Source organism: Aeromonas sp. R4-3 (genome assembly GCF_040908275.1).
Lineage (GTDB): Bacteria > Pseudomonadota > Gammaproteobacteria > Enterobacterales > Aeromonadaceae > Aeromonas > Aeromonas rivipollensis.
In genome coordinates this window covers 39,913-60,615 of the sequence record NZ_JBFODK010000001.1, presented here as the reverse complement: position 1 = coordinate 60,615, position 20,703 = coordinate 39,913, and the positions used below count along the sequence as shown (strand labels likewise).

17 protein-coding genes are annotated in these 20,703 nt (G+C 62.0%); 7 read left to right on the top strand and 10 right to left on the bottom strand.

Features of this window, described 5'->3' with window-relative positions; genetic code table 11:
* Positions 1-84: 84 nt before the first annotated feature.
* From AB5Y91_RS00250 to AB5Y91_RS00240, 3 genes are all read right to left on the bottom strand, one after another.
* Positions 85-747, bottom strand: a complete 663-nt coding sequence (locus tag AB5Y91_RS00250) for a glutathione S-transferase family protein (protein WP_139746263.1) — start codon at positions 745-747, stop codon at positions 85-87.
* Between the two features lie 31 nt (positions 748-778).
* Positions 779-1,387 carry a glutathione S-transferase family protein gene (locus AB5Y91_RS00245; RefSeq protein WP_368168811.1) on the bottom strand — a complete coding sequence of 203 codons (609 nt, stop codon included), beginning with the start codon at positions 1,385-1,387 and terminating at the stop codon, positions 779-781.
* A 131-nt stretch (positions 1,388-1,518) separates the two neighbouring features.
* Entirely contained in the window at positions 1,519-1,974 is a 456-nt protein-coding gene (locus AB5Y91_RS00240; RefSeq protein WP_368168810.1) for a hypothetical protein, read from the bottom strand.
* A gap of 200 nt (positions 1,975-2,174) precedes the next feature.
* On the opposite strand from AB5Y91_RS00240, the gene suhB reads away from it, so the two are divergent.
* Complete coding sequence (gene suhB, locus AB5Y91_RS00235; protein ID WP_234567271.1) at positions 2,175-2,978, top strand: inositol-1-monophosphatase; 804 nt, start codon at positions 2,175-2,177, stop codon at positions 2,976-2,978.
* Positions 2,979-3,135: 157 nt separating this feature from the next.
* Here the strand turns inward: suhB and AB5Y91_RS00230 are convergent, their stop codons facing one another.
* Positions 3,136-4,011 (bottom strand): OmpA family protein, encoded by an 876-nt coding sequence (locus AB5Y91_RS00230; RefSeq protein WP_171276332.1) that lies wholly within the window; start codon positions 4,009-4,011, stop codon positions 3,136-3,138.
* A gap of 262 nt (positions 4,012-4,273) precedes the next feature.
* Here AB5Y91_RS00230 and rnt point away from each other — a divergent pair, with 262 nt between their 5' ends.
* Both rnt and AB5Y91_RS00220 read left to right on the top strand, forming a co-directional pair.
* Entirely contained in the window at positions 4,274-4,936 is a 663-nt protein-coding gene (gene rnt / locus AB5Y91_RS00225) for a ribonuclease T (protein WP_167402244.1), read from the top strand.
* A gap of 273 nt (positions 4,937-5,209) precedes the next feature.
* Positions 5,210-6,532 (top strand): Na+/H+ antiporter family protein, encoded by a 1,323-nt coding sequence (locus AB5Y91_RS00220; RefSeq protein ID WP_106886541.1) that lies wholly within the window; start codon positions 5,210-5,212, stop codon positions 6,530-6,532.
* A 65-nt stretch (positions 6,533-6,597) separates the two neighbouring features.
* Here AB5Y91_RS00220 and AB5Y91_RS00215 read toward each other — a convergent pair whose 3' ends face one another.
* From AB5Y91_RS00215 to AB5Y91_RS00190, 6 genes are all read right to left on the bottom strand, one after another.
* Entirely contained in the window at positions 6,598-7,803 is a 1,206-nt protein-coding gene (locus AB5Y91_RS00215; RefSeq protein ID WP_368168809.1) for an MFS transporter, read from the bottom strand.
* 104 nt (positions 7,804-7,907) lie between these two features.
* Positions 7,908-8,825, bottom strand: coding sequence for a LysR family transcriptional regulator (locus tag AB5Y91_RS00210; RefSeq protein ID WP_368168808.1), 918 nt, complete (start codon positions 8,823-8,825; stop codon positions 7,908-7,910).
* A 209-nt stretch (positions 8,826-9,034) separates the two neighbouring features.
* On the bottom strand, positions 9,035-10,915 hold the full coding sequence (locus tag AB5Y91_RS00205; RefSeq protein ID WP_368168807.1) for a DEAD/DEAH box helicase: 1,881 nt from the start codon (positions 10,913-10,915) through the stop codon (positions 9,035-9,037).
* A 180-nt stretch (positions 10,916-11,095) separates the two neighbouring features.
* Complete coding sequence (locus AB5Y91_RS00200) at positions 11,096-11,557, bottom strand: hotdog fold thioesterase (protein ID WP_139746270.1); 462 nt, start codon at positions 11,555-11,557, stop codon at positions 11,096-11,098.
* Between the two features lie 102 nt (positions 11,558-11,659).
* On the bottom strand, positions 11,660-12,148 hold the full coding sequence (locus AB5Y91_RS00195) for a hypothetical protein (protein ID WP_262110714.1): 489 nt from the start codon (positions 12,146-12,148) through the stop codon (positions 11,660-11,662).
* Entirely contained in the window at positions 12,148-15,210 is a 3,063-nt protein-coding gene (locus AB5Y91_RS00190) for an FAD-binding and (Fe-S)-binding domain-containing protein (protein WP_368168806.1), read from the bottom strand. Before AB5Y91_RS00190 ends, AB5Y91_RS00195 begins: the two co-directional genes overlap by 1 nt.
* A 182-nt stretch (positions 15,211-15,392) precedes the next feature.
* Here AB5Y91_RS00190 and AB5Y91_RS00185 point away from each other — a divergent pair, with 182 nt between their 5' ends.
* From AB5Y91_RS00185 to AB5Y91_RS00170, 4 genes are all read left to right on the top strand, one after another.
* Complete coding sequence (locus tag AB5Y91_RS00185) at positions 15,393-16,319, top strand: cation diffusion facilitator family transporter (RefSeq protein ID WP_289985811.1); 927 nt, start codon at positions 15,393-15,395, stop codon at positions 16,317-16,319.
* A 382-nt stretch (positions 16,320-16,701) separates the two neighbouring features.
* Complete coding sequence (locus AB5Y91_RS00180) at positions 16,702-17,217, top strand: hypothetical protein (RefSeq protein ID WP_139746274.1); 516 nt, start codon at positions 16,702-16,704, stop codon at positions 17,215-17,217.
* Between the two features lie 646 nt (positions 17,218-17,863).
* On the top strand, positions 17,864-19,414 hold the full coding sequence (locus AB5Y91_RS00175; RefSeq protein WP_106886532.1) for a TerC family protein: 1,551 nt from the start codon (positions 17,864-17,866) through the stop codon (positions 19,412-19,414).
* 156 nt (positions 19,415-19,570) lie between these two features.
* Entirely contained in the window at positions 19,571-20,692 is a 1,122-nt protein-coding gene (locus AB5Y91_RS00170) for an alkene reductase (protein ID WP_368168805.1), read from the top strand.
* Positions 20,693-20,703 lie beyond the last annotated feature (11 nt).

Genomic DNA, 20,703 nt, shown 5'->3' with positions numbered 1-20,703 from the left:
GAGAGGCCCAGCAGGCGTGAAGGGCAGGCAATGGGGCGGCGATCATAAAAAGAGATGGCCCGTCATCGGGCCATCGTCATCATGCTAGCGGGTCACCATCTGCTGCGCCCGCTTGACCTGATCCTCGGGGCTTTCGTTGCGCGGTGGTATGGTGATGCCCTTCTGGCAGGCGGGTTTGGCCTCCATGCGCGCCATCCAGGCCTGCAGATGCGGCAGACCCTCGATGGAGATGCCGCTCCAGTCATAGATCCGCACCCAGGGCCAGGTGGCGATGTCGGCGATGCTGTACTCGTCGGCCAGGTACTCATGGTGCGCCAGGTGACCGTCGAGCACTTCGAACAGACGGCGCCCCTCCTTCTGGTAACGCTCTATGGCCGCCGGAATCTTCTCGGGGAAGTAGCGGTAGAAGACGTTGGCCTGCCCCATCATAGGGCCGACGCCGCCCATCTGGAACATCAGCCACTGGATGGCCTGGGAGCGGCGCTTGGGATCTTGCGGCAGCAGCTTGCCGGTTTTCTCCGCTAGGTAGAGCAGGATGGCGCCGGATTCGAACACGGCGAAGTCACCGTTATCCCGATCGACGATGGCAGGGATGCGGCCATTGGGGTTGATGGCCAGAAACTCGGGCTTCTTCTGCTCCATGGTCGAGAAATCCAGCGGGATCACCTTGTAAGGCAAGCCCAGCTCCTCGAGGGCGATCGACACCTTGAACCCATTGGGCGTGGCGGCTGTGTACAAATCTATCATCTTGGACTCCTTGGACGTTCAAACGTAATGATCAGGCCTGGGCGCTGGGACGGGCACTCACCCGCTCATGCCAGGCCTGCAAGTGATGCTGGTGCGGGGCGATGCGTAGACCGACGACCTTGCCAAAGTCGATGGTGCACAGGGCCAGGATGTCGACGATGGTGAAGCGATCTCCTGCCACATAGGGCACCTCGGCGAGACGGGCATCGAGCCTGGCAAACCATGCCAGAGCCTGCTGCTTGCACTCCTCCCCCCACTCGGGGAAGACGGTCTCGCGATCCTGGTAAAAGCCGGTGATGTGGCGAAACGCCATGCCGGTGGGCAGCCAGAGATTGAATTCGACGATACGGCTCCACATCTCTATGGTGGCACGCTCCAGCGCCGTGTTGCCAAACAGGTTGGGCTCGGGGTTGAGCTCCTCGAAGTAGCGGCAGATGGCCACAGTCTCGCTGAGACAGGTGCCATCATCGAGCTCGAGCACAGGAATGCGCCCCGCCGGGTTCTTGGCTAGAAATGCCGGTTCGAGGTTCTCCCCTGCCCCCAGATCCACTTGCTGATAGGCCATCTCTATGCCCTTCTCCGCCAGGAATATCCTGACCCGGCGGGCATTGGGGGCACGTTTCAACTCATAGACCTTCATCTCACCTCCGTTGACGGGAACACAGCGGGCCGCTTCCCATCCCCACGGGGGACAACAGCCAAGCGGCGCAATATCGGTCTGTTATGACAAATATTGCGCCGCTTGAACAGCCCAAAGAAGGGGGGAAACAATCAGCTGCACAGCACCAGGGGTTGACGCTGACGCAGCAGGATGAGGCGGGAGAGAAGCGGGAAATAGGACTCTAACTTGCTCTGCAGTACCAGGCTGCAGGCGGGATCCGCGAGTTCAGTTTCATCCAGCACTATGCCATTGGAGACGAAGTAAAAGCGCGGGTCCCTGACATCCGGCCCCTGGGGAGGGCTGTCATATTGTCGATGCACCAGCAGGGGCAGCACGGGCAAGCCCAGGGCAGTGCCGCTGGCAGGCCAGACCGGCTCCGGCCATGCCGCATCATCTTCTTCCAGCAGTAAGATGGCCGCCTCCTCCTTCGACGGTTGCCACCTATCCAGTTGTGCGACCCTCACCTCGGTGAAGTAATCCCCGTATCCGCTGGCGGCACGCAGTGCGGCCAGCACCCCCAATGTCGTCGCTGCCGACGGTTTTTGACTGACTAATGACAGATTCATGGCTCATGTCCCTATGCTCACCACAGCCTGTTCACCGGCTGTCGCGATAAGACTAGCCGATAACAGGTCTTTATTGGAGCCGTCAGATCTGCCAGCACCCGCCATGACCGAATGCGGGTACCATGGTTGCTATTCCAGAATATCTTGGTAAGATACCGCGTCCTTTTATCCCCCGTTCTTTAACATCCAGTGGTGAACCTATGCATCCGATGCTGAATATCGCCGTGCGCGCTGCGCGCAACGCCGGTCAAGTTGTAGTAAAAGCCTTCTCCCAGCCCGAGAACATCGAGGCTATCCAAAAAGGCAGCCACGACTTCGTGACCAACGTTGATCGTGAAGCCGAAGCGGCCATCATTCACACCATCAAGAAGTCTTACCCGGAACACAGCATAGTGGCTGAAGAGTCTGGTGAGATTACCGGTACCAATCCGGATTACCAATGGATCATCGACCCACTGGATGGCACGACCAACCTGGTCAAGGGCATTCCGCACTTTGCCGTCTCCATCGCCCTGCGCGTCAAGGGCAAGACCGAACAAGCCGTCGTTTACGATCCCATTCGTGACGAGCTGTTTACCAGCACCCGTGGCAACGGCGCCCAGCTGAACGGCTACCGCATCCGTGTCGGCAAGGCCAAAGAGATGGCTGGCACCGTACTGGCCACCGGTTTCCCGTTCAAGCAGAAGCACCACATCGAGCCGTACCTGAAGATGTTCCAGAGCATGTTCATCGAATGTGCCGATATCCGCCGCGCCGGCTGCCCCGCCCTGGACCTGGCCTATGTGGCCGCTGGCCGCATCGACGGTTTCTGGGAAATCGGCCTCAAGCCCTGGGAAACGGCCGCCGGTGAGCTGCTGGCCAAGGAAGCCGGCGCCATAGTCACCGACTTCGTGGGTGGTCACAACTACGAAAACTCCGGCAACATGGTGGTTGCCAACCCGCGCGTCCTGAAAGAGATGCTCGGCAAGATCCGCGAGAACCTGCCGGATTCTTTGGCTAAATAAGCTGGCCAAGTAAGTCGCGAACCCTTGAAAAAAATGCCAGTCGGCCCAGCCGACTGGCATTTTTTTATCTCTGTGATCGGGAAAATGAACCGCCTCAACGTGGAACTGGCACCAGCCAAGTTCCAGATGAGCAGGCTAGAGCGCAGGCTTCTTCACTTTAGATGGTGCCGTTACGTCCCATGTTGATCACTACCCGCCGGTTCTTGGCTCGGCCCGTGTCCGTCTCGTTAGAGGCCACATGCTGTTTCTCGCCGTGTCCCTCCACCGAGATCTTGCCCTCCTCGATGCCGAGATCCACAAACACCTGCTTGATGGCATCTGCCCGTTTCTCGGAGAGCTTCTGATTGGGCCAGCGCCCGCCGTAGCTGTCGCTGTAGGCGTCGATCACCACCACATCTATGCTCTTGTCCGCCTTCACGTAATCGCCGATCAGCGCCAGCCGCCGCTTGGAGGCCGGCGACAGCTGATCGCTGTTCTTGTCATAGGAGAGCACGCTGAAGGCGATGTCGTTGAAGCTGTAGGGCAAGAGGCCACTCAGGCAATCCATGAAGGCCTGGTACTTGACCCTGAAGTTGACCGAGGAGAGCGACACCCGCACCGGCCTGTCCTGGCGATACCAGTCTCTGTACTGGAAGGTGGGCATGCGCCCCCCCTCCAGCTCGTCCAGCATGGTCCAGGCGGTTTGCCCCGCCACCAGGCCGTCAAACTGCTGATAGAACTGCAGCTGGCTTATCTGGCGTCCGGAGACACCGGGGCGCCAGCTGGGAGGCATGATCCCGAGGCTCACCGTCTGGGTCCTGGCCTGCGGCCGCTGCCCCTTCAGCTCGAAGTCCAGATTGATCTTGCGACCGGCCCGGCTGACGAAGGCGCCCGTGCCCCAGCGGGGAATGGGGTGTTCGAGACGGCACTCCACCTGAGTATCCGAGGTCAACCGCCAGACGGATTGATCCAGGCCGGCACCGAACTCGGTCACTCCCGCCTGCAACTGCATACTCACGGATATGCTGATCAACCCTAACACCCAAGCATTCAACGGCTTGCCCTCCACACGATCTCGGATTAACTATCGGCAGTGGCAAGCCAAGCTTTAGGGCAAAACACGCTAGGAGCAGCAGGCGCCGAGCGCCAGCGATCCCGCCCCTCCAGAAAGTCATTGTCATCAATGTCTGCGCCAAGCCCCATGGCCGGCGCACTGCTGACAATAGAAGCGGTTGATGTACTCATGGCGGCGCAGGAGGGACAAGGGCCGGCTTTTTTGCCATAATGCCGCCTCCTTTCACGCCGACCGAGATACCATGACCGACGCCGTTCACACCCTCAAGGGCCGTTTTCGTGGCTTTTACCCCGTCGTCATCGATGTTGAAACCGCCGGATTCAATGCCAAGACCGATGCCCTGCTGGAGATCGCCGCCTATACCCTCAAGATGGATGAGCAGGGCTGGCTCATGCCCGATCAGATCTTCCATTTTCATGTGGCGCCATTCGAAGGGGCCAATCTGGAGAAGGCCGCCCTGGAGTTCACCGGCATAGACCCCTTCAATCCACTGCGCGGCGCCGTGGACGAGAAGGAAGCGCTCACCGAGATCTTCAAGGGGGTGCGCAAGGGCATGAAGGAGAGCGACTGCAGCCGGGCCATCATAGTGGCCCACAACGCCACCTTCGATCACGGCTTCGTGATGGCCGCCGCCGAGCGGGCCGGTCTCAAGCGCAATCCGTTCCACCCCTTCGCCACCTTCGACACCGCGGCCCTCTCCGGCCTGGCCCTGGGGCAGACGGTGCTGGCCAAGGCCTGTCAGAGTGCGAACATCCCCTTTGACAACAAAGAGGCCCACTCCGCCCTCTATGACACCGAGCGCACCACCGAGCTGTTCTGTCATATCGTCAACCGCTGGAAGAGCCTGGGGGGTTGGCCCCTGGCCAATCCAGAGGACGTGCCCGCCGATGACAACCCCCAGTAGTGCCATTGGGGCATGAGGAAGAGGCTGCCTTGGCAGCCTCTTTCCATGAGGTCGTGTGGGGAACCGCCATCGGGCATCTGGTTTGACCAGAACGGCATAAACAGGGTCATCCAGCACCGTTTTCAGCATTCCATCCCGACATAGCTGGATAAGCTCGGCAGGAATGCCGTGAAGAGGCCATTTTGCCGTTTTTTTTCTCGACATTTGTCACGTTTTTCGCAAACTAGCTGACTTTCCCCCGACAGACAGCAACACAATCTATAAGGAAATCAAATGAATCCTGTTGTTATCGCGGTGGCGCTGATGCTGGTGCTCAGCCTGCTGCGGATCAATGTGGTGGTCTCTCTCGCCATCGGCGCCATCGTCGGCGGCCTGCTCGGCGGCCTCTCCCTCGAACAGACCCTCAGCACCTTCACCGGCGGACTGGGTGGTGGCGCCGAAATCGCCCTCTCCTATGCCATGCTGGGGGCCTTCGCGGTGGCCATCTCCCGCTCCGGGATCACCGACTTGCTGGCCCGCAAGGTGATCAGCCAGCTCGGCAAGGATGCCAGTTCGTCCCGCATCCTCTGGGTCAAGAGCCTGCTGCTCACCTCGGTACTGGGGGTCTCCATCTCCTCCCAGAACCTGATCCCGGTCCACATCGCCTTCATTCCCATCCTGATCCCGCCGCTGTTGCACGTCATGGCCCAGATGCAGATCGATCGCCGCCAGGTGGCCTGCGTCATCACCTTCGGCCTGACCGCGACCTACATGCTGTTGCCGGTAGGTTTTGGTGGCATCTTCCTCAACAACATCCTGGCCAAGAACCTGATCGACAACGGGGTGGCGGTCGAGTTCAGCCAGCTGCCGCTGGCGATGGCCATTCCGGTGCTCGGCATGTTCATCGGGCTGCTGGTGGCCGTGTTCATCACCTACCGCAAGCCACGCCAATATGACCTGGAGAAGATCCTGGCCGCCGAGCCGGAAACCGTCGAACTGAACCTCAACCACATCTGGGTCGCCCTGCTGGCCATCGCCGTCGCCCTGGGGCTGCAGCTGATGACCAACAGCATAGTGCTGGGGGCCCTCGCCGGTTTCATCATCTTCACCTGCGGTGGCGTCATCAAGTTTCGCGAGAGCCAGGACGCCTTCACCCAGGGCGTGCGCATGATGTCCCTCATCGGCTTCATCATGATCTCCGCCGCCGGCTTCGCCGCCGTGATGAAGGAGACCCACGGGGTGGAAAGCCTGGTGCAGTCCGTCTCCGGCATGATGGCGGGCCACAAGGGGCTGGCCGCCTTCCTGATGCTGCTGGTGGGCCTGCTCATCACCATGGGGATAGGTTCCTCCTTCTCCACAGTGCCCATCATCGCCACCATCTATGTGCCCCTGTGCATCCACCTCGGCTTCTCCCCCATGGCGACCATAGCCCTGGTCGGTACCGCAGGTGCGCTGGGGGATGCAGGCTCCCCTGCCTCCGACTCGACACTCGGCCCCACCTCGGGCCTCAATGCCGATGGCCAGCACGACCATATCTGGGACAGCGTGGTGCCCACCTTCATCCACTACAACATCCCGCTCATTATCTTCGGCTGGATAGCCGCCATGGTGCTCTGACACGGCACCACGCAGGCAGATGAAAGGCGACCCCAGGGTCGCCTTTATTGTCTCTGGCACTCGTCTCAGGAGGCCGGTTGCAGACTCCGCTTCCTGGCGAGGGCGGTCAAGCAGGCCATCAGCGCCAGCGCGAGGCCCACCCAACCCACACCGACCCAGCTCCCCTGCTGCCAGGCCAGCATGGCTAGGCTCGAGCCGAGCGTCCCTCCCAGGAACATGCCCGTCATGAAGAGGGTATTGACCCGCCCCCTCGCCTCGGCCCTCAGGCCATAAATGTGCTGCTGATGGGCGACGAGCGCACTCTGCACACCCAGATCCAGCAAGATGACCCCGAGCGCCAGCCCGACCAGGGAGAGCCATGTCTCGAACAGGATCCAGGCCAGCACCGCCAGCAGGGTGCCCACCAGCACCACTGGCCTTGCTCCCAGCCTGTCGGCCATCCGTCCTGCCAGCGGGGCAGCCACCACCCCCGCCACGCCGATCACCCCGAACAGCCCAGCGACCTCGGCCCCGAGTCCGTAGGCGGGATCGGCGAGGTAGAAGGCCAACACAGTCCAGAAGGCACTGAAGGAGGCAAACAGCAAGGCCTGGGTCAAGGTGGCGCGGCGCAAGGCGGGCTCTTGGCGCCACAGGCCGATGAGGGAGTGCAGCAGGCGGGCATAGCTCAGGGTAGAGCGAGGCAACCCCAGCGGGATCATCCGGGCCATCAGCAGGCCCCCCAGCAGGGCCAGCGGCACCCCGAGCCAGAACATGGCGCGCCAGCTTCCATAGGCGGTGACAAGGCCCGCCAACGTACGGCTGAGCAGGATGCCGCCGAGCAGGCCGCTCATCACGCTGCCGACCACGGCCCCCCGCCTGGCCGGATCGGCCAGGGTAGCCGCCACCGGCACTATCTGCTGGGCCGCCGTGGCGCCTATCCCGAGCAGAACTGAGGCCAGCATCAACATGGTCGCCCCTGTGGCCATGGCCGCCATGGTGGAGGCCAGTGCAATCAATACGAACTGCCCCAGAATGAGCCAGCGACGCTCGATGACATCCCCGAGCGGTACCAAGAGCAACAGGCCGGCCGCATAGCCGAGCTGGGTCAGCATGGCGATCAGGGGGATGGCGGATTGGCCGGGAAACTCCTGCGCCATCACCGCCAGCATGGGCTGGTTGTAATAGATGTTGGCGACCGCCAGACCGCAGGAGAGGGCCATGGCAAAGACAAGGGCGGGGCCGGGTGTGCTGCTCGCCATGGCGGCCCGCTCGGTGGAGGTTGATGAACTCATGATGCCATCCTCATAGATGAATAAACCCCGTGCAGGCACGGGCTGGATGAGCACAGCCTACCCAGGGACACGGGGCGGCAGTAGCAGGCGCCCCGCCATAACACCTATTCCACCCCAGCATGCTCCGGCCCCTGCCCCACGCTGGGCAGCCCGGCCACGAAGGTCAGGAAGGCGCGCCCCTTGGCGCTGAGTTCGCGACCTGCCGGCAGCAGGGTCCAGAGCTCCAGCGTCGGCAATTGCCACCCCGGCAGCGCCACCACCACCTCCCCCCGGGCAAGCTCGGGAGCGAACATCCACTCGGAGGCGATGCCGAGCCCGAGCCCCGCCAGCACGGCGGCCCGCATCCCCTCGGCGGCCGAGAGCGTCAACCGTCCCCGCCCTCGTACCGCAATCCGTTCGTCTCCCCGGCAAAACAGCCACTGCTGCCCCATGCCGGGCTTGGGGCTGTAGAGCACCAGATCGTGATCCTGCAACCCCTGGGGGGAGGCCGGCATGCCCCTGGCCGCGAAGTAGGCCGGGGTGCCCAGCACCCGCATCTCGCAGCGGGAGAGGCGACGGGCCACCAGCGCCGAATCCGCCTGCTCCCCGAGCCGCAAGGCGACATCGATACCGGCCGAGATGAGATCGACGTTGCCATCATCCAGCAGGATCTCGAGCTCCAGCCCGGGGTGATCCCTGAGAAAATCCGACAGGTACGGGATGATGTGCAGGCGGGCGAAGGTGACGGGCGCGCTCACCCGCAAGCGACCACTCAGGCCAGCCCGGCACTGCTGCACCATGGCGTCGGCCTCGTTGACCTGCGCCAATATCTCCCTGGCGCGCCTATAGTAGGCCTCCCCCGCCTCGGTGGGGGCCAGACCACGGGTCGAGCGCAGCAGCAGGCGGCTGCCAAGACGCTCCTCCAGCTGGGCGATCAGCTTGGAGACAGTGGGTTGACCCAGTCCCAGCCGTCGCCCCACCGCCGAGAAGGAGCCTGTCTCCACCGCCAGCACGAAGACCTCCATCACCCCCAATCTATCCATCCGTCTCTCCCCTGCCCGTCACCGCCCGGCGGCGTCTCACCTTGCGCCGCCGGCATCCAGTGGCACAAGGTAACATCCCGCCCCCTCGACCGCACTCCACGGGTTGGCAGCTTGCCATCCTCCTCGGTGTCTTGAGCGATTGGCCTGTCCGAACTAGGCGCACAAAAAAGGCCGCTCATGGAGCGGCCTTTCATCAATCAGTTCTGGACTTAGCTGTCGCGGCGCTTGTTGCCACCGAACTTGCGATCCTTGTTGAAGCCACCTTCACGGCGCTCCCCGCTCTTGTTGAACGGACGGTCACCGCTGGGGCGGCGGTCCTTGTTGAAGGGACGATCGCTGCGGGGCGGACGGGGGACGGTGTTGCTGCCAGCCGGCACCTCGGTGTAGCGAGTGATCTGCAGCGGACGCTGGCAGACACGGGCCTTCTTGATCACTTCCAGCACGTCGGCTGTCATGCCCTTGGGCAGATCGACGGTGGAGAAGTCATCGGCGATGTCGATGTTGCCGATGAAACGGCTCTCGATGTTCGCTTCGTTGGCGATGGCGCCCACGATCTGACCCGGCTTGACGCCGTGATGGGCACCCACGTCTACGCGATAACGCTCCATCTCTACGTCAGGATTGTCTTTGAGCGGACGCGGCTCCAGGGACGGCATGCGACGGGCAGGACGATCGCCACGGTCACCGAAATCACGGGGAGCACGATCACCGAAGTCACGGCGCTCGAACTCACGGCCAGCACGGTCGCTTGCCGGTTCAGTGATGGAGTCATCCAGCAGCAGCGGTTGGTCACCCTGCACCAGCTTGGCCAGGGCGGCAGCCAGCTCCAGCGGATCGGCAGAATCTTCTTCGATCAGCTCGTTCACCAGGTTCACGTAGATCTCAAGCTCTTCGCCCATCATGGTTTCCCGGATGCGCTCCTTGAACTTGGTCATGCGGTGCTGGTTGATGTCCTCGGTGCTCGGCATCTTCATCGGCTCGATGGCCTGACGAGTAGCGTGCTCGATGGCGCGCAGCATGCGGCGCTCGCGGGGAGCCACGAACAGGATGGCCTCACCTTTACGACCGGCACGACCGGTACGGCCGATACGGTGAACGTAGGATTCGGTGTCGTACGGAATGTCGTAGTTCACCACGTGGGTGATGCGCTCGACGTCCAGACCACGGGCGACGACGTCGGTGGCGATCAGGATGTCCAGCTGGCCTTGACGCAGCTTGTCGACGGTACGCTCACGCAGCTTCTGCGGGATGTCACCGTGCAGGGCTTCACAGGCGTGACCACGGGCGGCCAGCTTGCCGGCCAGTTCTTCGGCGGCATTCTTGGTGCGCACGAAGACCAGTACGGCTTCGTACGGTTCGACTTCCAGCAGACGGGTCATGGCGTCCAGCTTGTGCAGACCGGTTACCTGCCAGTAGCGCTGGCGGATGGTCGGTGCAGTGGACGTCTTGGTGATGATCTTGATCTCTTTCGGCTGCTTCAGGTGCTTCTGGGCAACACGACGGATCTGGTCCGGCATGGTGGCAGAGAACAGGGCAACCTGACGGGTGGCCGGGCACTGTTCCATGATCCAGTCCACGTCGTCGATGAAGCCCATACGCAGCATTTCATCGGCTTCGTCCAGTACCAGGGCTTTCAGGCCGGAGAGGTCCAGGTTCTTGCGACGGATCAGATCCATCACACGACCCGGGGTACCGACGACCACCTGGGCACCACGGCGCAGGGCGCGGGTCTGGGTTTCGTAAGAGGAACCACCGTAGATGGGCAGGACATGGAAGTCAGGCATGTGCTTGGCGTAACGTTGGCACGCCTCGGCAACTTGCAGCGCCAGCTCACGGGTCGGTGCCAGCACCAAAATCTGAGTGTTACGGTTACCAGCTTCCAGACGAGACAACAGAGGCAAGGCAAAAGCAGCGGTCTTCCCTGTACCGGTTTGCGCCTGCCCCAGCAGATCGTGTCCCGCCATCAGGTGGGGAATTGCTGCGGCCTGGATCGGTGACGGGCGCTCATAGCCCACGTCTTGCAGCGCTTTCAATACAGGCGCGGCCAGTCCAAGCTCACTAAAAAGGGGCAGTTGTTCGGTATCAGACATAGATTCTTCCAGATTAAGGCAGGCGGCTAACACCGCGGAATAGCAAAAAGGCGGCGATTATAGCGCCACTTTGTTCTGCTGTCTTGAAAAATGTGATAAGCCTCTCAAGACGTTGGCAATTATAGAGGGATCTCGCGACTATGGCTTGCTTATTTTGCACCCATGGTGCGTTATTGCAGATCACTCCTCGCCGGAGTCCTTGTCCCGCTTGTGTTTGAGCACCGCCATGGTCAGTCTGCTGGTGCACAATAAACGCCCACGTTCATCCCGGATTTCAATCTGCCACACCTGGGTCGTGGCCCCCAGATGCAGTGGCGAGCAACGCCCTGTCACCACCCCTTCCCGTTTGGCACGCAGGTGGTTGGCGTTCACCTCCAGTCCCACGCAGTAGCTCTCCTCCCCCACCGCCATGTTGGCGGCCAGCGACCCCAGCGTCTCCGCCAGCACCACGGAGGCGCCGCCGTGCAGCATGCCGAGGGGCTGATGGGTGCGATGATCCACCGGCATGCTGGCCTCGAGCCAGTCGGGCCCAAAGGCGGTATAGAGGATGCCAAGATGGGCCATCAGGGTGTTGCGGGAGCTGGCATTGAGCCCTTCGAGGCTCATGGGCTTGCGCCAGATGGGGGCATTTTCTTGACTCATGGCGAGCAGACTCCTTATGTGATCAATGGGTTGGACACGAGCCGTGTCGGCGAAGAAGAAAAAAGATGCCCCGAACCGGGGCATCTTGACAAGTACCTTGCATCACCAGGGGTAGGTCACCCCGGCCCAGTCGGCCCAGGGCAGCTCACGCCCCGGCAGGCGCGGGTGATGCCAGTGCCACACCTTGCCCAGCCAGGCGCGCAGCTCGGCCTCCAGCACGGCGTCAGCGAGGGGCGCCTCGGCCACCTTCCAGAAGAAGAGCTCCACCTCCACCTCCGGCAGCACCGAGGGGTAGAGATAGACCCCACCCCAGAACTCGGGCTCCCGCTCCGGGCTCCAGAGGCCATAGGCAAAGGATCGCTTGGCGAGAAACTCCGAGCGCTGCCACTCCAGATCGGCCTCGTGCTGACTCAGGCTGAACTGGGCCGAGGGCCAGACATCATCCGGGCGAAACAGCCGATGGAGCTGCTCCCGCTCGCGCAGCATGGCGACGAACTCCACCACCGCCTGGCTCGGGCTGGCAGGCAGCAGCAGAAAGTCCGGATGCCGATAGGCTTGCGGCACCCGAAACCGCTTGGGGAAGCGCAGCATCAGAGCAGTTCCAGCAGAGCCTGCAGCGGATGCTTGAGTTTCTCCCCCTCCATCCGCTTGACCTGGCTGCGGCACGAATAGCCGGTAGCCAGACAGCGATCCTTGGGCAAGCGTGCCAGGGGCTCGGCCCAGCTGAGACCATAGATCCCCTTGGAGTTATCCACCTGTTTGGCGTCGTGACCATAGGTGCCGGCCATGCCGCAGCAGCCGACCGACACAGGCCGCAAGCTGGCCCCAAAACGCTGGAACAAGGTGCCCCAGTCGCCGTGGGTCGAGGGCTTGGCGGTCTTCTCGGTGCAGTGGGCAAACAGATACCAGGGCTCGGCCTGCTCCGGCTCTTTCGCTGCGGCCCTGACTTGCGGGGCCGGAAGAGAGAGCAGCCACTCCTGGGGCAGCAACACCTGGAAGTCGCCGCGGGCGGGGCCCAGGGCTTTCACATACTCATCGCGATAACAGAGCACCAGGGAGGGATCCACCCCCACCATGGGGATGCCCAGCGCCGCCATCTTGTTGAGGAACTGGGCGCCGCTCGCGGCGGTGCGGGCGAAGGCGCGCAGGAACCCCTTCACGTGCTGGGGCTTGCCGTTGGGCTTGAAGGGCAGCAGGTAGGGCTGATAGCCCAGCTTGCTGGCGAGCTTCACCAGATCCCGCACCACGGGAGCGTCGTAATAGCTGGTGAAGGGATCCTGCACGATCAGCACCACTTGTCGGCGCTGCTCGGGGCTCATGGCCTCGAGGCCCGGCAGATCGAAATAGCGCGCCTTGTGATCACGCAGCTCCTCGGCCAGGGTGGGGATGCTCAGAAGCGGCACATCCACCATGCCGATGCTCTTCTCGGTCGCCTTCTGGGCCCACTCTTTCTCCAGGAAGAAGTTGACCAGCTTGGGCGCCCTGGCGAGCAGCGGGGCGTAAGCTTCGACGGTGCCGACGAAGTAATCCTTGGGGCCGCGCAGATAGCGGCTGTGGTAGAGCTGCATGAAGCGGGCACGGAAGGTGGGCACGTCCACCTTGATGGGGCACTGGCTGGTGCATGCCTTGCAGGCCAGGCACCCCTCCATCGCCTCCATCACCTCGTGGGAGAAGTCATACTGGCCGCGGGCGCGGGCCACCGTATTGCGAAACTTGTCGACGATAGCCTTGAAGCGCAAGCCTCCAGATTGCAGCGCCACCTCCTCGGCCAGGGGATCGAAGCCCTGCTCCGCCAGCTGGCGCAGCCATTCACGCATCAGCCCGGCCCGCCCCTTGGGAGAGTGGCGGCGGTCGCGGCTGATCTTGACCGAGGGGCACATGGGGGAGTCGGTCTCGAAGGTGAAGCAGAGACCGTTGCCGTTGCAATCCATGGCACGGGTGTAGCTCTCCCGCACCGCGATCGGGATCTGGCGGTCAAACTTGCCGCGCTTGGGCCCGTCCACCGAGACCAGCTCGGCGCCGCTGCCATAGGGAATGCAGATCTTGCCCGGGTTGATGCGGTTGGCGGGATCGAAGGCGCCCTTGACCCGCTGCAGCTCCTCCCACAGCTCACCGAAGAAGGCGGGGCTGTATTCGGAGCGGAAACCCTTGCCGTGCTCCCCCCACATCAGACCGCCATATTTGGCGGTGAGCGCCACCACCTGATCCGAGATGCGCCGCAGCAGCACCTCCTGCTCGGGGTCGCACAAGTCCAGCGCCGGGCGCACGTGCAGCACCCCCGCATCCACGTGGCCAAACATGCCGTAGTCGAGACCGTGGCCGTCCAGCAGGGCGCGAAACTCCATGATAAAGTCCGCCAGGGATTCCGGCGGCACGGCGGTGTCTTCGGTGAAGGCCACCGGCTTCTTGCGCCCCTCGGCATTGCCGAGCAGCCCCACCGACTTCTTGCGCATGCCGTAGATGGTCTCGATGCTCGGCAGGTGGTCACACACCTGATAGCCGATGATCCCCGCCTCGCCGCTCGCCAGCAGGCCGTCGATACGGCGGCACAGCTCGGCCACCTTGGCCTTGTGCTCGGCTTCGTCGGTGTCAGCAAACTCGACTATGTTGAGCCCCTGCAGATCCTTGCCGGGCACGTCCTGAATGAACTCTTTGACCGAATGCCAGATGATGTCGGCACGGGCCAGCCCCAGCACCCGTGAGTCCACCGTCTCCACCGACAGGGCATGAGCCTCCACCATAAAGGGGGCATTGCGTAGGGCGGAGGGGAAGCTGTCGTACTTGACGTTGACGAGCGTCCGGTAGCGCGGAATGGGGGTGATGTTGAGGCGGGCCTCTGTGATAAAGCCAAGAGATCCTTCAGAGCCGCACAGCACCCGGCTTACATCCAGGGTGTCGGTGTCGGGCTGATAAAGATGCTTGAGATCGTAACCGGTCAAAAAGCGGTTGAGCTTGGGGAAGGTCGCCTCTATGTCGGCGCGCCTCTCCTTGCCGATGCGATAGAGGGTGCGGTAGATCTCCCCCTCGCGGCTCTCGAGGGCCAGCTTGTCTGCCAGGCGCTGGCCGTTCACCGGCTCGGTCGCCATGATGTCGCCGTTTTCCAGCACGGCTTTGAGGCCGAGCACGTGATCCGAGGTCTTGCCGTAGACGAGCGACCCCTGACCGGACGCATCTGTGTTGACCATGCCGCCCAAGGTGGCGCGGTTGGAGGTGGAGAGATCCGGCGAGAAGAAGTAACCGTGAGGTTTGAGGTAGGCGTTGAGCTGATCCTTCACCACCCCGGCCTGGGCGCGCACCCAACCCTCTTCCAGATTAATTTCCAGGATCTGGTTCATATGGCGGGAGAGATCGACGATAATGCCGCCGCCCAGGGACTGGCCATTGGTGCCGGTGCCGCCGCCGCGAGGGAAGAAACTCAAGGTGGCGTACTCTGGCCCCTGAGCCAGCTTGAGCATCACCGCAATATCATCCGCGCTGCGCGGATAGAGAACCGCCTGAGGTACTACCTGATAGACGCTGTTATCCGTCGCCATCGCCAACCGGCTTGCATAAGACTTTTCGATATCACCACGAAATGCTGATCGCGCCAGCAACTCAAGAAACTGCAGGGTTGTAGGTGACAAACTGTCCTGGTAATCGAGTCTCGGGATCATGAATCCTTGTTCCCATCCTTTGCTTGATGCCGGCATTCCGGCGACAACGACTGGCCTTCCGCCTCTTCGGGGCGCTCTTGTTTTAGAGCCATGGGGCCAGTCCGCTCACATGTGAGCGGGCAGTATATCAGCTAGAAAACCGCTTGCGCGTTCAATCTTCACCATTTGAAAGGAGGACTTTTATGGCTCATTACAGCCATGTTATCAGTACGCTGGTTCGCACCGAGAAACAGGCCCTGACCCTGTCGCTGTTCGGCTGCATCAGCTTCGCCATCTTCGGGATCGGCTATGGTCTCTTCGTCGGCTCCAACGCCATCATGCTCGATGGCATCTTCACCCTGTTCAGCATGGGCATGACGGGCCTCGGACTCATCACCGCCTATCTGGTGACCCGCCCATCAGACGCGCGCTTCCAGTATGGCTACGCCCACTTCGAGCCCATCACCAACGTCATCAACGGCACCATCATACTGCTGCTCTGCATCGGCGCCTTCCATAGCGGCATCACCTCCCTGCTCGAAGGGGGACGAGAGATAGATCTCGGCCACGCCCTTATCTACGCCGCCGTCTGCACCTTCTTCTGCGCCATCATCTACCGGATCGAGGCGGGCGTCGCCGAACGTATCGACTCCGAACTGGTGCGGGTCGACTCCAAGGAGTGGCTGGTCGACACCCTGCTCAGCGCCACCCTGCTCATCGGCTTCGTGGTCGCCATCGGCCTCGATGCCCTCGGCTACGGCCACTACAACCGCTACATAGACCCGGTGCTGGTCACCCTGCTCGCCCTGTGCGCCACCCTGATCCCCATCAAGGTGCTCGGCCGCAACCTGCGGGAAGTGTTGAAAATCGCCCCCAAGGGGGATGTCTCGGCGCGGGTCGAGCGCGAGATAGACGCCCTGCGCCAGCGCCATGGCATAGAGTGCTACAGCCATCTGGCGAAAAGCGGCCGCCGCTTCGATCTGGAATTGAACATACTGGTGGCCCCGGATCAGGAGTGGCCCATAGAGCGCCAGGATGCCCTGCGCCAGGAACTCTGGTCCCGCCTCGGCGATACCCTGGGGGATGCCTGGCTCTCGGTCTGCTTCACCCGCGAGAAACGCTGGCTCTGATCCGGCGCTTGCCATCCTGATGCAACGCGGGGCCCCGTCGCCCCGCGTGATGAATGTCCCAAACAGGGCCTCCGGCAACCCGCCAGCTACTTTCTCCTACGTCACTCTCGCCGCCCCTCTCCTGCCCGTTATTGCTCTGTTTTTTTTTAATCTTTAAACCATTGACAGGGAAAACCGTTTGTCGAGTCCCTTGAATCAATAACCATTTTCAGCAGCACAAAAAGTTACGAAAATTTCGTTGCTAAAATTAAGTAGGCCAGCTATTTGTTTTCGCCAAGGACAAACGGCAGACTGCGCGCCGAAATACAGTGATGTTGTTATCCACCAAACAATAAAAACAAATACACTTATTCCACTTTGTTAAACAGTTAAGGTAAGTCCCATGAAAAAGGTGTTGATCACAGTATTTGCATTGACCATGGCGGGCACCGCCAGTGCTGCCCTTCCCCAGCTTAATTACGAGTGCCCGGGTAAGATCCAGATGCACAGCGATGAGGGTGGCCCCGTCTATATCAATGGCAAGGAGGCCAAGCTCAAGAAGTTCAACGACAACTTCTATGAGGCCAAGGGCGCGGGTGTCACCCTCTCCATCAGCAACACCGGGGGCCAGTACGATGTCTCCTACAACAGCAAACAAGGCTCGGGCGTCTGCCAGCCCGCAGCCACGTCAGCAGCGCCTGCGGCCTCGGCAAGCCCTGCCAGCCCTGCGGAGAAAGCCTGTCTGAAGGCTGTTTCCGAGAAGACGAACGTGCCCCAGGCTCAGCTTCAGGTGACCGATGTGATGGACTCCGAAGCCGGGGTCGGCGTCACCATCAAGGTGCCGGGTGCCGATGCTCCCTGGTCCTGCCTCAGTGACAAGAAGGGCCATGTTCAGGGCGCCGCCTACACGGGCCAATGAGGGGTTTCGCACCCTTCAATATGAGATCCCCGTGACATGACGGGATTGACCGACAGGGAGGCAATGCCTCCCTGTCTTCATGTAAAACTCTTTATATTGAGACGCCAACGCCCCTGTCTTCCGATTCGAATCTTTATATTTGGGCGCCAGCCGCCCTTCAAATAACCTCCCCCTGCCGCCGCCCCCAAAAACAGCCGCTACCTGTTCGCGCCCCTTATATAACCAAATGAGCTGACATTTATTAAAACAAGCACCAAATGACAGGTGTCTGAAATAGGTTGTTACACTTTGGCCAGGTGCAGATATATACAGAGCCTGCGTCTTATGCCTGTCCTCATCCATATGGCGAGAGACTCTCCATGGGCCGACCAGCAGCGCAGGCGCCCCCCCAGGCCCGATGGCCCGCCACCACTTGTGCGCCCGGTGCTTGCCAAATCGGCGATAGCCGTTATCATCAGGGCTCACTTTTGACCCGAGGTTTTATTGCCCATCATGGACAACCCCCGAAGTAGCCCTTCGTTTTTCCCCATCAAAACCTATCTGTACCTGCTCAACCAGCGCCTCTGAAAACACCCGAGCCTTGCCCTGCCACGGCCCCTTGCCGTGACCGACATCCACTGCGTCTGTTTTTATTGAGGTCATCCTAATGGAATTCTTGCTGGACCCGTCTATCTGGGTCGGTCTGTTCACCCTGATCATCCTCGAGATAGTGCTCGGGATAGACAACCTGGTCTTCATCGCCATCCTGGTGAAGAAGCTGCCCCCCGCCCAGCGGGACAAGGCCCGACTCATCGGCCTCTCACTGGCCCTGATCATGCGCCTCGCCCTGCTGAGCGTGATGTCCTGGCTCGTGACTCTCACGACCCCCATACTGCACATCTGGGATCACCCCTTCTCGGGTCGGGATCTCATCCTGATGGGCGGCGGCCTCTTCCTGCTGTTCAAGGCCACCTCAGAGCTGCATGAGCGGCTGGAGGCCAAGCCGGAGGAGCAGGGCCCGGCCGGTGTCTATGCCGGATTCGGGGTGGTGATCGCCCAGATCCTGGTGCTGGATGCCGTCTTCTCCCTGGACTCCATCATCACAGCGGTCGGCATGGTGGAACACCTGGGCGTCATGATGGCGGCCGTGACCATCGCCATGGTGGTGATGGTGATCGCCTCCAAGCCCCTGACCCGCTTCGTCAACGCCCATCCCACAGTGGTGGTGCTCTGCCTGAGCTTCCTGCTGATGATAGGCTTCAGCCTGGTGGCTGAGGGCTTCGGCTTCCACATTCCCAAGGGCTATCTCTATGCGGCCATCGGCTTCTCCGTGCTCATCGAGTTCTTCAACCAGCTCGCCCAGCGCAGTGCCCAGCGTCACGAATCCAGGCAGCCCCTGCGCGAGCGCACCACGGCCGCCATCTTCAAACTGATGGGGGGCAGCCGGGCCAACCAGCACCCGCAGCAGGATGAGGAAGAGGAGCAGGATGCCCCCCGCCCCATCAGCTTCGGGGAAGAGGAGCGCTACATGGTGACCGGGGTACTGTCGCTCGCCGAACGCTCCATCCGCACCATAATGACACCCCGTGCCGAGATGGAGTGGATCGACGTCAATGACTCCCCGGACGAGATCCGGGCTCTGCTGCAACGGGCCCCCCACAGCCTGTTCCCGGTCTGCGATGGTGAGCTGGACGAGATCATCGGCGTGGTGAAGGCGCGGGATCTGCTGTTTGCCCTCAACGAGGGGCAGTCCCTGGCCGAGCTCGCCAAGCAGAACGACCCCATCATAGTGCCCCAGACCATCAACGTGATCCGGCTGCTGGCGGAGCTGCGCAAGGCCAGGGGCAGCCTCATTCTGGTGGCGGACGAGTTCGGCATCATCCAGGGGCTGGTCACCAACCACGATCTGCTGGAGGCCATAGTCGGCGAGCTGCCGGATGAAGATGAGACCCCGGACATAGTCCAGGAGGGTGAGAGCTGGCTCATCAACGGCAGCACCAACATCCACCAGATAGAGCAGACCCTGGGCCATGACGGCCTGGTGAGCGAGAGCGATGAGTACGTGACCCTCGCGGGCATGCTGCTCTCCCACTTCGGCAGCCTGCCCACCTGTGGCCAGCAACTGCGTCTGGGTCAGCTCTGCTTCGAGGTGCTGGCGGTGAGCGAGCGCCGGATAGAGCGGGTGCGGGTCACCCCGATAGGCGCCAGCGCCGCCTGATCTGCCGCGACACTGAAAAGAGGGCCAGAAGGCCCTCTTTTTCATGGCCTCGGGCCCATTGCTGTGCCAATGGCAATTCTCTTCTGCAATTACCCCTCTTTTTCACAATGACAATCCCCTCTAGAGTCGCCTCCATCCCAACACGAGGAATTCACCATGAACCACGATCCCCTGTTCTGCCCCCTTCGCCTCGGCCAGTTGCACCTCTCCAATCGCATCGTCATGCCGCCCATGACCCGCTCCCGCGCCAGCCAGCCCGGTGACGTGGCCAATGCCATGATGGCCACCTATTACGCCCAGCGCGCGGGCGCCGGCCTCATCATAGGCGAGGGCACCCAGATAGACCCCCTTGGCAAGGGCTATGCCTGGACCCCGGGCATCCACAGCGCCGAGCAGGTGGCTGGCTGGAAGGGGGTGACCGAGGCGGTGCACGCCAAGGGGGGCATCATGTTTGCCCAGCTCTGGCACGTGGGCCGGGTCACCCATCCGGACAACATAGGCGGTGCCCAGCCCATCTCCTCGTCGGCCATCAAGGCGCAAGGGGTGAAGGTGTTTGTCGACAACGGCAGTGACGCCCCCGGTTTTGTGGAGACAGTCACTCCCCGTGCCATGACCCAGGCCGACATAGACGCCGTGGTGGGTCAGTTCCGCCAGGCCGCCCGCAATGCCATGGAGGCCGGCTTTGACGGCATAGAGCTGCACGCCGCCAACGGCTACCTCATCAACCAGTTCCTCGACTCCGAATCCAACGCCCGCATCGACAACTACGGCGGCTCCCTGGAGAACCGACTGCGCTTCTTGAAAGAGGTGACAGAGGCTGTCAGTGACGAGATTGGACCTGACCGGGTCGGGGTGCGTCTCGCGCCGCTGACCACCCTCAACGGCACAGTGGATGCGAACCCGCAGGAGACCTATCTGGCTGCCGCGAAGCTGCTGGGGGAAATAGGCATCGTCTATCTGCATATCGCCGAGGCGGACTGGGACGATGCTCCTCTGATGGCGGAGGGCTTCAAGCAGGGGCTGCGGGATGCCTTCCCCAACACCCTCATCTATGCGGGAAAATATGATGGTGAGCGGGCCAGAGCCGCGCTGCAGGCGGGCTGGGCCGACTTGATTGGCTTCGGTCGCCCCTTCGTGGCGAACCCGGATCTGCCGAACCGGCTGCGTCACGGCTATCCCTTTGCCCCCCATGATCCCGCCACCCTGTTTGGCGGTGGCGAGCAGGGGCTCATCGACTACCCCGTCTATCAGGCCGAGACAGCGTCCCAGCCTGCCTGAGACTGGCAACC

What these genes read in the sequence shown, in the direction of transcription:
- AB5Y91_RS00180 (WP_139746274.1), top strand. Translation starts at nt 16,702, where the DNA reads ATGAAAAAGGTGTTGATCACAGTATTTGCATTGACCATGGCGGGCACC.
- AB5Y91_RS00245 (WP_368168811.1), bottom strand. Translation starts at nt 1,387, where the DNA reads ATGAAGGTCTATGAGTTGAAACGTGCCCCCAATGCCCGCCGGGTCAGG.
- AB5Y91_RS00240 (WP_368168810.1), bottom strand. Translation starts at nt 1,974, where the DNA reads ATGAATCTGTCATTAGTCAGTCAAAAACCGTCGGCAGCGACGACATTG.
- AB5Y91_RS00195 (WP_262110714.1), bottom strand. Translation starts at nt 12,148, where the DNA reads ATGCTGCGCTTCCCCAAGCGGTTTCGGGTGCCGCAAGCCTATCGGCAT.
- rnt (WP_167402244.1), top strand. Translation starts at nt 4,274, where the DNA reads ATGACCGACGCCGTTCACACCCTCAAGGGCCGTTTTCGTGGCTTTTAC.
- AB5Y91_RS00170 (WP_368168805.1), top strand. Translation starts at nt 19,571, where the DNA reads ATGAACCACGATCCCCTGTTCTGCCCCCTTCGCCTCGGCCAGTTGCAC.
- AB5Y91_RS00215 (WP_368168809.1), bottom strand. Translation starts at nt 7,803, where the DNA reads ATGAGTTCATCAACCTCCACCGAGCGGGCCGCCATGGCGAGCAGCACA.
- AB5Y91_RS00200 (WP_139746270.1), bottom strand. Translation starts at nt 11,557, where the DNA reads ATGAGTCAAGAAAATGCCCCCATCTGGCGCAAGCCCATGAGCCTCGAA.
- AB5Y91_RS00185 (WP_289985811.1), top strand. Translation starts at nt 15,393, where the DNA reads ATGGCTCATTACAGCCATGTTATCAGTACGCTGGTTCGCACCGAGAAA.
- AB5Y91_RS00175 (WP_106886532.1), top strand. Translation starts at nt 17,864, where the DNA reads ATGGAATTCTTGCTGGACCCGTCTATCTGGGTCGGTCTGTTCACCCTG.
- AB5Y91_RS00205 (WP_368168807.1), bottom strand. Translation starts at nt 10,915, where the DNA reads ATGTCTGATACCGAACAACTGCCCCTTTTTAGTGAGCTTGGACTGGCC.
- AB5Y91_RS00220 (WP_106886541.1), top strand. Translation starts at nt 5,210, where the DNA reads ATGAATCCTGTTGTTATCGCGGTGGCGCTGATGCTGGTGCTCAGCCTG.
- suhB (WP_234567271.1), top strand. Translation starts at nt 2,175, where the DNA reads ATGCATCCGATGCTGAATATCGCCGTGCGCGCTGCGCGCAACGCCGGT.
- AB5Y91_RS00250 (WP_139746263.1), bottom strand. Translation starts at nt 747, where the DNA reads ATGATAGATTTGTACACAGCCGCCACGCCCAATGGGTTCAAGGTGTCG.
- AB5Y91_RS00210 (WP_368168808.1), bottom strand. Translation starts at nt 8,825, where the DNA reads ATGGATAGATTGGGGGTGATGGAGGTCTTCGTGCTGGCGGTGGAGACA.
- AB5Y91_RS00190 (WP_368168806.1), bottom strand. Translation starts at nt 15,210, where the DNA reads ATGATCCCGAGACTCGATTACCAGGACAGTTTGTCACCTACAACCCTG.